The sequence below is a fragment of the Citrobacter sp. JUb117 genome (assembly GCF_024809055.1).
Lineage (GTDB): Bacteria > Pseudomonadota > Gammaproteobacteria > Enterobacterales > Enterobacteriaceae > Citrobacter > Citrobacter gillenii.
Genome location: NZ_JANUFB010000004.1, coordinates 322,999 through 336,583, shown reverse-complemented (window position 1 = coordinate 336,583; position 13,585 = coordinate 322,999). Strand labels below are relative to the sequence as shown.

The window sequence follows — 13,585 nt, the reverse complement described above, 5'->3', positions numbered from 1 at the left end:
GAGAGGTGGATCCGTTGAGTATAATGATCTTAGCGACGATTTCGACGACTCAAGAGAATAAATGACGTTTAAGCCATGAAACAAGCTATTTTCCTGCAAAAGACGGGTTTTTACGGGCGTATTTAAAGTGATAATCATAAGATATCTGGTACGGGAAACGCTCAAAAGCCAACTTGCGATCCTATTCATCCTGCTGTTGATCTTCTTTTGTCAAAAGCTGGTCAGGATCCTCGGTGCGGCGGTTGACGGTGACATCCCGGCAAATCTGGTGCTCTCGCTGCTGGGGCTGGGCGTGCCAGAAATGGCGCAACTTATCTTGCCATTAAGCCTGTTCCTCGGGCTGCTCATGACGCTGGGCAAACTGTATACCGAAAGTGAAATTACGGTGATGCACGCCTGCGGGCTGAGTAAGGCCGTACTGGTGAAAGCGGCGATGGTGCTGGCGCTGTTTACCAGTATCTTTGCGGCGATCAACGTGATGTGGGCAGGGCCCTGGTCTTCAAAGCATCAGGACGAAGTGCTGGCGGAAGCGAAAGCGAACCCCGGCATGGCGGCACTCGCGCAGGGACAGTTCCAGCAGGCCACTAACGGCAGCTCGGTGCTGTTTATCGAAAGCGTCGATGGCAGTAATTTCAAAGATGTGTTCCTCGCGCAGATCCGCCCAAAAGGTAACGCCCGTCCTTCCGTGGTTGTGGCCGATTCCGGACATCTGACGCAACTGCGCGATGGCTCCCAGGTGGTGTCGCTGAACGAAGGTACGCGCTTTGAAGGGACCGCGCTGCTGCGTGACTTCCGCATTACCGACTTCAAGGACTATCAGGCAATTATTGGCCATCAGGCCGTGGCGCTGGATCCGAACGATACCGACCAGATGGACATGCACACGCTGTGGACGACCGACACCGATCGCGCCCGTGCGGAGCTGCACTGGCGTATCACGTTAGTATTCACGGTGGCGATGATGGCGCTGATGGTGGTACCGCTGAGTGTGGTGAACCCACGTCAGGGACGCGTACTGTCGATGCTGCCCGCCATGCTGCTGTATCTGATGTTCTTCCTGATCCAGACCTCACTGAAGTCGAACGGCGGCAAAGGGAAACTGGATCCAGTGTTCTGGATGTGGACGGTTAACCTGAGTTATCTGGCTCTGGCGATTGCGCTTAACCTGTGGGATACGGTGCCTGTGCGCCGCTTGCGTGCCCGTTTTCTGCGTAAAGGAGCGGTATAATGCAGCCCTTTGGTGTACTTGACCGCTATATCGGTAAAACCATTTTCACCACCATCATGATGACGTTGTTCATGCTGGTGTCGCTCTCCGGCATCATCAAGTTTGTTGACCAGTTGAAAAAGGCCGGGCAGGGGAGCTACGACGCGATGGGGGCCGGGCTGTATACGCTGCTCAGTGCCCCTAAAGACATTCAGATCTTCTTCCCGATGGCGGCGCTGCTCGGCGCGCTGCTGGGATTGGGCATGCTGGCCCAGCGCAGTGAACTGGTGGTGATGCAGGCGTCCGGTTTTACCCGCATGCAGGTTGCGCTGTCGGTGATGAAAACCGCTATTCCGCTGGTGCTGTTGACGATGGCCATCGGGGAATGGGTTGCGCCGCAGGGTGAACAGATGGCGCGTAACTACCGCGCACAGCAGATGTACGGTGGCTCGCTGCTGTCTACCCAGCAAGGGCTGTGGGCGAAAGACGGCGACAGCTTTGTCTACATTGAGCGGGTGAAGGGCGACGAAGAGTTAGGGGGTATCAGTATTTATACCTTTAACGACCAGCGTCGTTTGCAGTCCGTGCGCTATGCGGCGTCTGCCAAATTTGATAAAGACAATAAGGTCTGGCGTCTGTCGCAGGTGGATGAGTCCAACCTGCAGGATCCGAAGCAGGTTACCGGTTCACAAACCGTGAGCGGCACCTGGAAGACCAACCTCACGCCAGACAAACTCGGTGTCGTGGCGCTGGATCCGGATGCGCTGTCGATCAGCGGTCTGCATAATTACGTGAAGTACCTGAAGTCCAGCGGCCAGGACGCCGGACGCTACCAGCTCAACATGTGGAGCAAAGTCTTCCAGCCGCTGTCCGTGGCGGTGATGATGCTGATGGCGCTGTCGTTCATCTTTGGCCCGCTGCGTAGTGTGCCGATGGGCGTGCGTGTAGTGACGGGGATTAGCTTCGGTTTCGTGTTCTACGTGCTGGACCAGATCTTTGGTCCGCTGACGCTGGTATACGGTATTCCACCGATTATCGGGGCGCTGCTGCCAAGTGCCAGCTTCTTCCTGATAAGCCTGTGGCTGATGCTGCGTAAATCGTAATTACAGCCCGCCATCCGGCAACGTCACACGCAGTGCCGGATGGCGCTGCGCTTATCCGGCCTACTCAGGACCCGTAGGCCAGATAAGGCGTTAACGCCTTATCTGGCAAAGTAACACAGGCACTAGCGTTTTCTTCCGCCCATCAAACTTCCCAACATGCCACGAATAATCTGATTGGTGACCTGACGCGCCGCGCTTTTTGCCACGCTCTGCACCACACCATCACGCTTGCCGCCGCGCGGCCCGGTGCTGCCAAACAAGATATCCTTCAGCCCGCCGAGAATACCGTCGTCCACTGCGACCGCTTTGCCGTTGGCGGGAGGTGTGTTTTGCTGCTCAGTACTGGCCTGCACGCCTTGCTGTAAGCGCTCATAGGCCGACTCACGGTCAACCTCTTCTTCATATTTGCCGTACAGCGAGGAGTGATTAATCAGCCCGTTGCGCTCATCGTCGGTTACCGGTCCCATACGCGAGCACGGCGCAATCACCATCGCCCGCTCCACCACCGACGGACTGCCTTTGGCATCGAGGAACGAGATTAGCGCCTCGCCGGTCCCCAGTTCCTGAATGGCTTTTTCGGTATCAAATGCCGGATTGGCACGCATGGTTTGTGCCGCAGTTTTCACCGCTTTCTGGTCTTTGGGTGTGAACGCGCGCAGGGCGTGCTGCACGCGGTTACCCAATTGACCGAGCATGTTGTCCGGAATATCGGCGGGGTTTTGCGACACGAACCACACGCCGACGCCTTTCGAGCGGATAAGGCGGATCACCTGTTCGATTTTATCCAGCAATACCTGCGGGGCATCGTTGAACAACAGATGGGCTTCGTCGAAGAAGAACACCAGCTTGGGTTTTTCCAGATCGCCCGCTTCCGGCAACTGCTCGTACAGCTCGGAGAGCATCCACAGCAGGCTGGCGGCGTACAGTTTGGGCATCTGGTACAGTTTTTCTGCGCTAAGGATGTTGATTATCCCCTTGCCGCTGGCGTCGGTGCGCATCCAGTCTTTGATATCCAGCATCGGCTCACCAAAGAAATGCGCCGCGCCCTGTTGCTCCAGCGACAGTAGCCCGCGCTGGATAGCCCCGACCGAGGCGCTACTGATATTGCCGTACTGATTCTGGAAGGATTTAGCGTTATCGCCGATGTACTGAGTGATGGCCCGCAGGTCTTTGAAATCGAGCAGCAACAGCCCCTGGTCATCGGCAATGCGGAAGATAATATCCAGCACGCCGGACTGCACATCGTTCAGGTTCAGCAGGCGGGCCAGCAGCAGCGGGCCGAGGTCCGATACCGTGGCGCGCACCGGGTGACCTTTCTCACCGAAGATATCCCACACCGTGACCGGATTATCATGCGGCTGCCAGTCGGTAATACCGATGTTGTTCAGACGGGTCAGCAGCTTTTCAGACGCCAGTCCAGCCTGCGCCACGCCGGTTAAGTCGCCTTTAACATCGGCCATAAACACCGGCACGCCGATCTCCGACAGCGATTCGGCCAGCTTCTGCAAGGTGACGGTTTTACCGGTCCCGGTCGCGCCGGTAATCAGCCCGTGGCGGTTGGCCATGCCAGGCAGTAAAAACAGTTCGGTGTCCGGCGTGCGGGCAATTAACAGGGGTACGCTCATTGAGATTTCCTCCATTTATCCTGCCTGGAGTATAGGCAATGTCGATGAAAGAGAATATGCGCAGGGGAGAGAAAATGACTTAAAGCGTATTGCCGTGATAAATCTGATATCCCAAATCTACGGTGTTGTGGTTATGGTCGTTGTTCTTGATTTTACTGAGTAACATCTGCGCCGCCATGCGACCAATGTCGAAACGTGGGGTGATCACGCTCGCGAGGCTTGGGATCATCTGCCTGCCCATTTCCAGCCCGTGGAATCCGGCAATCGAGATCTGCTCCGGCACAGCCAGATCGCGCTCGCGGCACAGCAGCAGCGCGCCCATCGCAATATCGTCGTTGGTACAGAACACGCCGTCTACATCCGGGTGCGCAGTCAGCGCGTCACGCATCATCTGGGTACCGAGATGGATGGAGGAGATAGCGCGCGGATTCACGCGCAGCGGTTCCAGACCCCGGCGGGTCATGGCATCGCAATAGCCGCGATAGCGTTGCTCGTCACGAACGTCGTCTTTCGAACCCAGATACAGGATTTTGTGGCGCGGGCGTTTATCCAGCATGGTGCTGACCATATCAAACGCCGCCTGGCGGTTATCGAATCCCACCTCCATATCCAGACGATCGCCCTGGATATCCATCAGCTCAACTACCGGAATAGTCGCTGAACGCAGAAACTTCACGGTACGTAAAGTGTGATATTTCTCGGAAAGAATAATGCCATCGATGTTGTACGACAGCAGGTTGATAACCGATTCTTCCTCGGACTCCCGATCGTAATTGTAGTTGGCGATCAGCGTTTGATAGTTATGGTCCGAGGTCACGGATTCAATCCCCGCCAGAATGTCGGCAAACAGTTGGTTTTGAAACGAGGGGATCAGCACGCCGAGCGTATAGCTTTGCGCGTTCAACAGCATTGCCGGCGCGCGGTTGGGGATGTAGTTAATCTCCTCCATTATCTGCGCGATGCGCTCGCCGGTTTCCTTTGCGACTTTTTTCGGCGAGCGGATGTAGCGACTCACCGTCATTTTGGTCACACCCGCCAGGGTGGCGATATCTTGCAAAGAAATTCTGTGGTTCCTCATCTTCTCTCCTGAGCCGGGGAGCGCTGGCTTGTGCTCCCCGGTAATGCCGAACTAATGCAGAATGGCGTTAAGCGCCAGAACCCCAAGGAGTCCCATAATGGAAATCAACGTTTCCATGACTGTCCAGGTGCGCAACGTTTCGCCGACGCTGAGATTAAAATAGCCTTTAAACAGCCAGAATCCCGGATCGTTAACGTGGGAAGCAATCACGCTGCCCGCACCGGTTGCCAGCACCATCAGCGCCGGATCGGCATGGGTGACGTTAATAATCGGCAGCACCACGCCCGCGGTTGTAATCGCCGCCACGGTGGCTGAACCGAGCGCGATGCGCAGCAACGCCGCGACCGTCCAGCACATCAACAGCGGAGAGAGTGAGGTACCGGTCATCAGGTGCGAAATATACTGGCCCACGCCGCTGTCGACCAACACCTGCTTAAACGCCCCACCGCCGGCGATGATAAACACAATCATGGCGATGGCGCCGATAGAGTCGCCAATGATATCCATTATTTGCTCGATCGTACGTCCGTTACGACGGCCAAGGGTGAAAATGGCGAGGACGATGGCAATAAACAAGGCGACCGCAGGGTTACCGATAAACTCAAAGAACACCCGCACGCTGTTGGTCTTCGGTAGCGTAATTTCGCACACTGCGGCGACCGCCATCAGTATGACCGGGATAACCGCGGCAAAGATACTGTTCCAGAACGACGGCATCTCTTCTTCGGTAAACAGATGTGGGTTAAATAAGCCTTCCGGCGGCGCTTTCTCAAAGCGGGTCAGCAGCTTGGAGAACAGCGGCCCGGCGACAATCACCGTCGGGATAGTAATAATAAATCCGTACAGCAGCGTAGTGCCAAGGTTGGCCTCGAAGATCGTGGCAATCGCCGTTGGTCCCGGATGAGGCGGCAGAAAACAGTGGGTCACGGACAGCGCCGCCACCATCGGCACGCCGACGTACAGCAGCGGCAGTCCGGATGAGGCCACCACCGTAAACACCAGCGGCAGCAGCAGAACAAAACCGACTTCGAAGAACATCGCCAGACCGACGACCAGCCCGGTAATGACCAGCGCCCACTGCACGCGTTTTTTACCGAACGTGCCAATCAGCGTAGTGGCGATGCGCTGGGCTGCGCCGGTATCGGAGATTAGCTTTCCGAGCATGGCGCCGAACCCGAGGATCATCGCCAGCCCGCCGAGCGTACCGCCGATCCCATTTTGTATTGAGTGCAGAACGGCCTGGGCATCCATCCCTTCGGCAAAACCGACGACCGCCGCTACCAGGACCAGAGCAATAAAGCCGTTAACTTTAAAGCCAATCATCAGGACCAGGAGCAGCGCGACGCCTGCCGCAATAATAATTAATGGCATAATCTTTTCTCTTATAAATTATGTAGAGTGGTGTGCCAAAAATGCAGCGCCAGGGCGCTGCGTGATGTTGCGTTGTGTTGTATCAGACGGCGACCAGCATGCCGCCATCGACAAACAGCAGGTGTCCGTTAACAAAATCGGATGCTTTGGACGAGAGGAAAACCGCCGCACCAATTAGCTCCTGCGGATCGCCCCAACGTGCGGCAGGTGTCCGTTTGCACAGCCAGGCGGTGAAGGCTTCGTCTTCGACCAGCGCTTTGGTCATCTCGGTTTTGAAGTAGCCCGGCGCGATGCCGTTCACCTGGATATTGTGGCGCGCCAGCTCAACGCACATCCCACGGGTGAGCATTTTTACCGCCCCTTTTGAGGCGGCATATGGCGTGATGGTGTCGCGGCCCAGTTCGCTCTGCATGGAGCAGATGTTGATGACTTTCCCGGCCTGGCGTTCCACCATGCGACGAGTGACCGCCTGCGACACCAGGAATACTGCCGTCTGGTTCACCGCAATCACGTCGTTCCAGTCCTGTTCCGGGAACTCGGTGAACGGATGACGGCGCTGAATACCGGCGTTATTCACCAACACATCAATCGGGCCAATATCTTTTTCGATATGGTCAATGGCGGCGTCGATATCCTGTTTATGCGTAACATTGAAAGGCGCGGCAACGGCGCGGATCCCTTCCTGCTGCAGTTTTGCCACGGCGGCTTCTGCGCGTTCCGGCGTAATGTCATTGACGATGATCTGCGCGCCATATTTGCCGAGCCCGGTCGCCAGTAAATAACCAATTCCCTGCGCCGAACCGGTGATCAGAATATTTTTGCCATCCAGTGAAAAAAGATCGTTCATCATGCTATTCCTTATTTTATGTCTTCAAAAACGAGCTGGACTTTCGCCGCCTGGGTTTTATCCCCGGCGAAGATCAGCGCCTGTTCAAGGTCGGTAAACGGATATTCGGCGCTGAGTAACGGCAGCGGATCGATAACGTTATTTGCCAGCCACGACACCGCGGTATTGAATTCGGTGGTAAAGCGGAACGAGCCTTTAAGCACGATCTCTTTGCCGATCAGCATCATCATCGGGAACTCTGGTACCGCGCCGCCCATGCCGACCTGCACCATCACGCCTTTCGCGCGGGTGACTTCCAGACAGGTGGTGATTGAGGAAGGATGGCCGGAGACTTCGAAGCTGACGTCAAAATAGCCTTTCTCTTTTTTCCATGCGTCGAGCGAGTCTTGTTGCGGATTAATCAGCGTGTCTGCGCCCATCTGTTGCGCCAGCGAAAGCGAACGCGGGCTGACGTCTGCACAGACGATTTCTGCTGCGCCGAGCGTTTTCACTGCGCTGACGATCAGGCAGCCAATTGGCCCAACGCCGGAGATAAACACCCGTTTACCCTGCAGGTCGCCCGCTTCATGCGCGGCATGGATTGCTACCGCCAGCGGTTCGGCAAAGGCCATGACTTTTTCATCGGCCTGCTGCGGGTAGGGGATGCACTGCGCGGTATCGACGGTTTTAAACCGGGTAAAGCCGCCGTCAACATGGGGAAAATACATGGCGCTGCCAAAAAATCGCATCTCTGTACACTGATTTTCTTCATGCTGCAGACAGTATTTGCAGTGGCCGCAGGGCTTCGACGGGTTAATCGCCACCGCCTGACCTTCATGTAATTCAGGTGAATCACTCTTGACCACTTTACCAATAACTTCATGGCCTAAAATCATCGGGGCTTTAACGGTAAAATTACCGACTTTGCCTTCCTGATAATAATGTAAATCGGAACCACAAATTCCCCCTCGGGTAATTTGCACTAACGTTCCTTTATTATTCCATTCAATATTTTGGTCGGTAATGGCAACAGCTTTCTTACCCGCGACAACGCAGGATTGGGTTTTGACTTGCATAAATTCCTCACTGGTCAGGTAGTAACCTCGGCAGCATTTAAACGGTTTTAATTGTTATTATTTGTGATGAAGATCACGCTGGAAAATTGTTACACTACAATGTTACGCATAACGTGATGCGCCTTGTAAATCTGCTCCGTGGTACTGAAAAAGCGTGAATTTCCCCATCAGCAAGGCGTAATATCGCGCCATGGAATATGAATCTGGAGTTTTTTAGATGGCTGGGGAAAGTTATATTTTGATGGGCGTTTCTGGTAGCGGTAAATCACTCATTGGCAGCAAAGTTGCCGCCGTATTATCCGCTAAATTCATAGATGGTGACGATCTCCATCCCGCCAAAAATATTGATAAAATGTCGGAAGGTATTCCATTAACTGATGAAGACCGGCTGCCGTGGTTAGAACGGTTAAATGACGCGTCATACAGCCTGTATAAAAAGAATGAAACCGGATTTATTGTCTGCTCGTCATTAAAAAAACAGTATCGCGATATATTGCGCCAGGGCAGCCCGAATGTGCATTTTTTGTGGCTGGATGGCGATTACGAGACTATTTTGGCGCGCATGCAGCGTCGGGCAGGTCATTTTATGCCGGTGGGATTACTAAAAAGTCAGTTCGACGCGCTGGAGTGCCCGCAGGAAGATGAACGCGATATTGCCCGCATCGACGTGAACCATGACATCGAGCATGTGACGGAACAGTGCCGCCAGGCGGTGCTCGCATTTCGTCATGGGCAATAAGCTCAGCCCCTTACGGGACTGAGCCACCGCATCAGAAATCGGCTTTCAGCACCACGCGGTAACGGGCTTTGCCGTCACGCACGTGCTGGATAGCTTCATTGATTTTCGACATCGGGTACTGCTCGGTGATTGGCGATACCTTGCTGCGCCCGGCAAACTTCATCAGCTTGCGCAGTTCGAACGGCGTGCCGGTTGCCGAACCGGAGACGCTGCGATCGCCGGCAATTAAAGTAAACGCCGGCACCGGCAGCGGCTTCAGCACCGCGCCGACGGTGTGGAAATTACCGCCGTAGGCCAGCGCTTCAAAATAGGGCTGCCAGTCGAGATCGACGTTAACCGTATTAATAATGAGATCGAACTGGCCCGCCAGCGCTTTCAGCGCCTCCGGATCGCGGCTGTTAACCACTTTATCGGCCCCCATCGCCAGCACTTCCTGTTCTTTCGCTGGGTTGGAGCTGAACGCGGTGACTTCGCACCCCATCGCGTGTAACAGCTTAATGGCGATATGCCCCAGGCCGCCGATACCAATCACCCCGACGCGGCTGGTGGCGGTGATGTGGTGCATCAGCAGCGGTTTGAACACCGTGATGCCGCCGCACAGCAATGGACCGGCAGCCGCATGATCGATGCTCTCCGGCAGCGGGATCACCCACTGCCAGTCTGCGCGCAGCTTCTCGGCAAAGCCGCCACGATTGAGGATCGTGGGAACGGCACCTTCCAGGCAGTTAATCTGATTACCGCTGATACAGGCATCGCAGTGCCCGCAACTGCGTGCCGTCCAGCCGATGCCGACGCGCTGGCCGACCTTCAGGCCTTTATCCTGCGCCGCACTGCCGAGCGCCGCCACGCGACCAATCACCTCATGCCCGGCAACCAGCGGATACTGAGAGAACCCCCATTCGTTGTCGATCATCGACAAATCAGAATGGCAGATACCGCAGTATTCGACCTGTACTTCGACATCTTCCGGCTTTAGCTCGCCCGCATCATATTCATAGAGTTCGAGTTCGCTGCCCGCCTCTTTTGCGGCGTAGCTTTTTATCATCGACATCGTGTTTCCCTCAGTGTGGTGTTGAACAGGAAGTGTAGAGCATGGGGAAATAGGGTGCTTCGCAGAAGGGGGGATTAGGGCCTTTTCTGCAGCAATGCGTTGAGCCACATTTCGTCGCGGTCAGGACGCTTATCGAGCGTCGTCCAACTGCTGATTAGCGTGATATCGCTCAGCGGTGCGATCAGCTTTTCCAGTCCCTGCTCGGTGAGATCGGTAAAGTGACGGCCGTCTTTCACTCTTTCTGTTTCGCCGTATTTGAACGAGACATACCATATCCCCCCGGTTTTAAGCGCGTGAGCGAGTTTGCTCATTACACCGGGTAACGCTTCGGCGCTCACATGCAGCAACGATGCACAGCACCAGATACCATCATAGCGTTCGGTGTCGGCGATATCGTTAAATGTCATCTGTTTGACGCACAGTCCGGTATGCTGGCTGGCAAGGTTAACCATTTCTGCAGAGGCATCGAATGCTTCGACTTGATAACCTTTTTCCAGGAAGGCTTTACTGTCACGGCCGGAGCCGCAGCCTGCATCCAGAATACGTCCGCTCTGCGGGAGGTGTCGCAGGAAGGGGAGATAAAGCGATTCCATATCGACATTAACCGTAGAGCTAAAAAAATCCTGCGCGTGGCGCTGGTAATATTCGAGAGTCATCAGAATGTATCCGTTCCTTGTGCAAGGGGTTCCCATTGGTGAAAGAGTATTTTAAGCGCCTCATTCCAGCTGTCGTTCAAAAATGTGTTTCTCAGCGTCGGGGTCGCGCCCGTCTGGCGAATCAATGTTTCACGCAGTGGGAGATGGCTGTTTATGAAATATTCATTTCTGTCCCGAAGACGCTGAAGTAGCCTGGGTGAGGGAAGTTGGGCAAATTTGCCTTTCCCACCCCGGTTACATTCTTTGCAGGCGAGTACCAGATTCCAGACGCCATCGATATTTGCGACCTGTCCCCGAACTTTCCACGGGATAAAATGATCAACATCGGCAAAGGTGTCGTCGCCAGGGAGCAAGCTAATAGGCGCAAAACAGTAGAAGCAGCGCCCCTTCTGATAACCGTTAAGGCTGTCCCGACAGCTGGAGATCGTCACCCGCCGGTCACTGTTCCTGCTAAACAGCATTTGGTCATCGTTGTCATACTCGACATTTATCAGGTGGCTGGAGATATTCATTGCCCAGGCTTGTTCGACGAGGTTCCAGCGCGCATCTGTTTCAAAAATAAGGTTTCGGTATTGCAGGCGCTCACCCAGATTGTAGAAATTATCCGTCATCCGGATGCCTTTATGCGTTTTACGCTCATCAATAAAAAAGCGTTTTTCAATTTCGCCCTGATTCACATTGTGAAAGGCATCAATCACGTTATTAAACCCCTGCCGGACCGTGATGGCGGTGAGTTCATCACGCGTGATCTCGCCGTTATTAAATTGCGTACAGGCGGCAATAAACTGGCTGCTGCGTGAGGTTATCTGCTTTGGCGCATGTCTGAGATGGCGGCACAAATGGCTGCTGAACGGTACAGCCAGATCTTCAAGCGTGATGAGATCGCTGCCATCAGGTTTGAGTTCGTGCAATGCATGGGCGAGCGCAAACTTGTAGGAAGCCACATTCTTGCCAAAGAGGATAATCCCGCGCCAGTAGTTTTCCAGCGTGGGTTCAACCTGATAGAAACGCATAACGGTGTCCTGAGAACGGTTGGTAACTGCTATTACTGGATTCAGTAACGACATCTCATAGTAAACAGCAGCAAATGTAAACCGAGCGGGTCACGTTGCATTTTTTTGCGAGGTAAATTCCGGAAAAATTCAGGTTAGAGATGAGAATAGCGGGAGGAAGAAGGGCGCGTGGGCGATCGAACCGCAATGGCGCTGTTTTTTTCAACACTTAGCGCGACTATCGTGCGCTGCCGCTTGCATGGTGGCGTGCGACAGGTATAATCCACAACGTTTTCCGCATCCCTTCCGTGCCGGAGTGGCGAAATCGGTAGACGCAGTTGATTCAAAATCAACCGTAGAAATACGTGCCGGTTCGAGTCCGGCCTTCGGCACCATTAGTACTTCCAAGACCATCCGAGAAAGTCCAATTATCCCTTTAAAATCAATGCTTGCAGCGATTTTTACGTCCTGAGTCGTCCGAGGTTGTCCGTTGAAATCCGGATGTCATTGGGGGCATAATTGGGGGCATCTTAACTTCGATTAGAAATGTGCCCCCAAATGAAGCTCAACGCCAGACAGGTCGAGACCGCAAAGCCAAAAGACAAAACCTACAAAATGGCCGATGGCGGCGGTTTGTATCTGGAGGTTTCGGCCAAGGGTTCTAAATACTGGCGTATGAAATACAGACGCCCCTCAGACAAAAAAGAGGATCGCCTCGCTTTTGGTGTTTGGCCTACTGTGACGCTTGCTCAGGCAAGAGCAAAGCGCGATGAAGCTAAAAAGCTGTTAGCGCAGGGCATTGACCCAAAAGCAGAACATAAAGAAGCTCTGGCCGAGAATTCGGGTGTATATACTTTCGAAACCATTGCTCGCGAATGGCATGCCAGTAACAAGCGATGGAGTGAAGACCATCGATCGCGCGTTCTTCGCTATCTTGAGCTTTATATCTTCCCTCATATCGGTTCGTCCGACATTCGCCAGCTAAAAACCAGTCACCTGTTAGCCCCGATTAAAAAAGTTGATGCCAGTGGTAAACACGATGTAGCTCAACGCCTGCAACAACGGGTCACGGCCATAATGCGTTACGCCGTACAGAACGATTACATCGACTCTAATCCAGCCAGTGATATGGCAGGTGCGTTATCGACAACCAAAGCGCGGCATTATCCCGCTTTACCTTCTAGCCAGTTTCCTGAGTTTCTTGCACGTCTTGCTGCATATCGTGGCCGTGTAATGACACGGATAGCGGTTGAGCTTTCCTTACTAACTTTTGTACGTTCTAGTGAGTTACGCTTTGCCCGTTGGGATGAGTTTGACTTCGATAAATCTCTTTGGCGTGTACCTGCAAAACGAGAGGAAATTAAGGGTGTGCGTTACTCGTACCGTGGGATGAAAATGAAAGAGGAGCATATTGTTCCTCTTAGCCGACAAGCGATGATTTTGCTAAGTCAGTTAAAGCAGATTAGTGGTGATAAAGAGCTGCTTTTTCCGGGTGATCATGACGCAACTAAGGTTATGAGTGAAAACACAGTAAACAGCGCATTGCGCGCGATGGGTTATGACACGAAAACTGAAGTTTGCGGGCATGGATTTAGAACGATGGCTCGTGGTGCTTTAGGAGAATCAGGATTGTGGAGTGATGACGCGATAGAACGCCAGTTGAGTCACTCTGAGCGTAATAATGTGCGTGCGGCTTATATCCATACTTCTGAACATTTAGATGAGCGTAGGTTAATGGTTCAATGGTGGGCTGATTACCTTGATATAAACAAACTTATGCCAGTAACGCCCTTTGAGTTTGCTAAATTATGATAGTCAAAAGCATTGCAACGATTTCCTAATTTATCGCTGCAATGCGTTT

Annotated in this window: 13 protein-coding genes and 1 tRNA gene; 6 read left to right on the top strand and 8 right to left on the bottom strand. The window is 53.7% G+C overall.

Going from position 1 to position 13,585, the window contains the following annotated elements; all coding sequences use genetic code 11:
- Nucleotides 1-14: 14 nt before the first annotated feature.
- The 3 genes from M2374_RS11555 (at nucleotide 15) to lptG (ending at nucleotide 2,310) form a co-directional block, all read left to right on the top strand.
- Entirely contained in the window at nucleotides 15-65 is a 51-nt protein-coding gene (locus tag M2374_RS11555) for a hypothetical protein (RefSeq protein ID WP_212723231.1), read from the top strand.
- Nucleotides 66-127: 62 nt separating this feature from the next.
- On the top strand, nucleotides 128-1,228 hold the full coding sequence (lptF, locus tag M2374_RS11550; RefSeq protein ID WP_115259561.1) for an LPS export ABC transporter permease LptF: 1,101 nt from the start codon (nucleotides 128-130) through the stop codon (nucleotides 1,226-1,228).
- Nucleotides 1,228-2,310, top strand: coding sequence for an LPS export ABC transporter permease LptG (gene lptG / locus M2374_RS11545; RefSeq protein WP_115259560.1), 1,083 nt, complete (start codon nucleotides 1,228-1,230; stop codon nucleotides 2,308-2,310). The genes lptF and lptG overlap by 1 nt, the downstream gene beginning before the upstream one ends.
- Before the next feature lie 122 nt (nucleotides 2,311-2,432).
- On the opposite strand, the gene M2374_RS11540 is transcribed toward lptG, so the two are convergent.
- The 5 genes from M2374_RS11540 to idnD all read right to left on the bottom strand — a co-directional run bounded on the left by M2374_RS11540 (nucleotide 2,433) and on the right by idnD (nucleotide 8,286).
- Nucleotides 2,433-3,935 (bottom strand): helicase HerA-like C-terminal domain-containing protein, encoded by a 1,503-nt coding sequence (locus tag M2374_RS11540; protein WP_181688513.1) that lies wholly within the window; start codon nucleotides 3,933-3,935, stop codon nucleotides 2,433-2,435.
- Nucleotides 3,936-4,014: 79 nt separating this feature from the next.
- Nucleotides 4,015-5,013 carry a LacI family DNA-binding transcriptional regulator gene (locus M2374_RS11535; protein ID WP_181595935.1) on the bottom strand — a complete coding sequence of 333 codons (999 nt, stop codon included), beginning with the start codon at nucleotides 5,011-5,013 and terminating at the stop codon, nucleotides 4,015-4,017.
- Nucleotides 5,014-5,064: 51 nt separating this feature from the next.
- Nucleotides 5,065-6,384, bottom strand: coding sequence for a gnt-II system L-idonate transporter (gene idnT, locus M2374_RS11530; RefSeq protein WP_016155581.1), 1,320 nt, complete (start codon nucleotides 6,382-6,384; stop codon nucleotides 5,065-5,067).
- A gap of 82 nt (nucleotides 6,385-6,466) precedes the next feature.
- Nucleotides 6,467-7,231, bottom strand: coding sequence for a gluconate 5-dehydrogenase (gene idnO / locus M2374_RS11525; protein WP_096758485.1), 765 nt, complete (start codon nucleotides 7,229-7,231; stop codon nucleotides 6,467-6,469).
- Between the two features lie 11 nt (nucleotides 7,232-7,242).
- A complete protein-coding gene (gene idnD / locus M2374_RS11520) occupies nucleotides 7,243-8,286 on the bottom strand; it encodes an L-idonate 5-dehydrogenase (protein ID WP_181688512.1) in 1,044 nt (347 codons plus the stop codon).
- Between the two features lie 217 nt (nucleotides 8,287-8,503).
- Between idnD and idnK the strand changes: the two genes are divergently transcribed.
- A complete protein-coding gene (idnK, locus tag M2374_RS11515) occupies nucleotides 8,504-9,025 on the top strand; it encodes a gluconokinase (RefSeq protein WP_096758483.1) in 522 nt (173 codons plus the stop codon).
- A gap of 31 nt (nucleotides 9,026-9,056) precedes the next feature.
- Here idnK and M2374_RS11510 read toward each other — a convergent pair whose 3' ends face one another.
- The 3 genes from M2374_RS11510 to M2374_RS11500 all read right to left on the bottom strand — a co-directional run bounded on the left by M2374_RS11510 (nucleotide 9,057) and on the right by M2374_RS11500 (nucleotide 11,745).
- Nucleotides 9,057-10,076, bottom strand: a complete 1,020-nt coding sequence (locus M2374_RS11510; protein ID WP_135912653.1) for an NAD(P)-dependent alcohol dehydrogenase — start codon at nucleotides 10,074-10,076, stop codon at nucleotides 9,057-9,059.
- A gap of 74 nt (nucleotides 10,077-10,150) precedes the next feature.
- Nucleotides 10,151-10,732, bottom strand: coding sequence for a bifunctional 2-polyprenyl-6-hydroxyphenol methylase/3-demethylubiquinol 3-O-methyltransferase UbiG (locus M2374_RS11505; protein ID WP_096758481.1), 582 nt, complete (start codon nucleotides 10,730-10,732; stop codon nucleotides 10,151-10,153).
- A complete protein-coding gene (locus M2374_RS11500) occupies nucleotides 10,732-11,745 on the bottom strand; it encodes an HNH endonuclease domain-containing protein (protein WP_146717598.1) in 1,014 nt (337 codons plus the stop codon). Before M2374_RS11500 ends, M2374_RS11505 begins: the two co-directional genes overlap by 1 nt.
- Nucleotides 11,746-12,034: 289 nt before the next feature.
- Here M2374_RS11500 and M2374_RS11495 point away from each other — a divergent pair.
- Together M2374_RS11495 and M2374_RS11490 are read left to right on the top strand one after the other, a co-directional pair.
- Nucleotides 12,035-12,119, top strand: a tRNA-Leu gene (locus M2374_RS11495).
- A gap of 163 nt (nucleotides 12,120-12,282) precedes the next feature.
- Nucleotides 12,283-13,536, top strand: coding sequence for a phage integrase central domain-containing protein (locus M2374_RS11490; protein WP_181688511.1), 1,254 nt, complete (start codon nucleotides 12,283-12,285; stop codon nucleotides 13,534-13,536).
- The last annotated feature ends 49 nt before the right edge of the window (nucleotides 13,537-13,585 follow it).

What these genes read in the sequence shown, in the direction of transcription:
- idnT (WP_016155581.1), bottom strand. Translation starts at nt 6,384, where the DNA reads ATGCCATTAATTATTATTGCGGCAGGCGTCGCGCTGCTCCTGGTCCTG.
- M2374_RS11505 (WP_096758481.1), bottom strand. Translation starts at nt 10,732, where the DNA reads ATGACTCTCGAATATTACCAGCGCCACGCGCAGGATTTTTTTAGCTCT.
- M2374_RS11540 (WP_181688513.1), bottom strand. Translation starts at nt 3,935, where the DNA reads ATGAGCGTACCCCTGTTAATTGCCCGCACGCCGGACACCGAACTGTTT.
- M2374_RS11490 (WP_181688511.1), top strand. Translation starts at nt 12,283, where the DNA reads ATGAAGCTCAACGCCAGACAGGTCGAGACCGCAAAGCCAAAAGACAAA.
- lptG (WP_115259560.1), top strand. Translation starts at nt 1,228, where the DNA reads ATGCAGCCCTTTGGTGTACTTGACCGCTATATCGGTAAAACCATTTTC.
- idnD (WP_181688512.1), bottom strand. Translation starts at nt 8,286, where the DNA reads ATGCAAGTCAAAACCCAATCCTGCGTTGTCGCGGGTAAGAAAGCTGTT.
- idnO (WP_096758485.1), bottom strand. Translation starts at nt 7,231, where the DNA reads ATGAACGATCTTTTTTCACTGGATGGCAAAAATATTCTGATCACCGGT.
- idnK (WP_096758483.1), top strand. Translation starts at nt 8,504, where the DNA reads ATGGCTGGGGAAAGTTATATTTTGATGGGCGTTTCTGGTAGCGGTAAA.
- M2374_RS11535 (WP_181595935.1), bottom strand. Translation starts at nt 5,013, where the DNA reads ATGAGGAACCACAGAATTTCTTTGCAAGATATCGCCACCCTGGCGGGT.
- M2374_RS11510 (WP_135912653.1), bottom strand. Translation starts at nt 10,076, where the DNA reads ATGTCGATGATAAAAAGCTACGCCGCAAAAGAGGCGGGCAGCGAACTC.
- M2374_RS11500 (WP_146717598.1), bottom strand. Translation starts at nt 11,745, where the DNA reads ATGCGTTTCTATCAGGTTGAACCCACGCTGGAAAACTACTGGCGCGGG.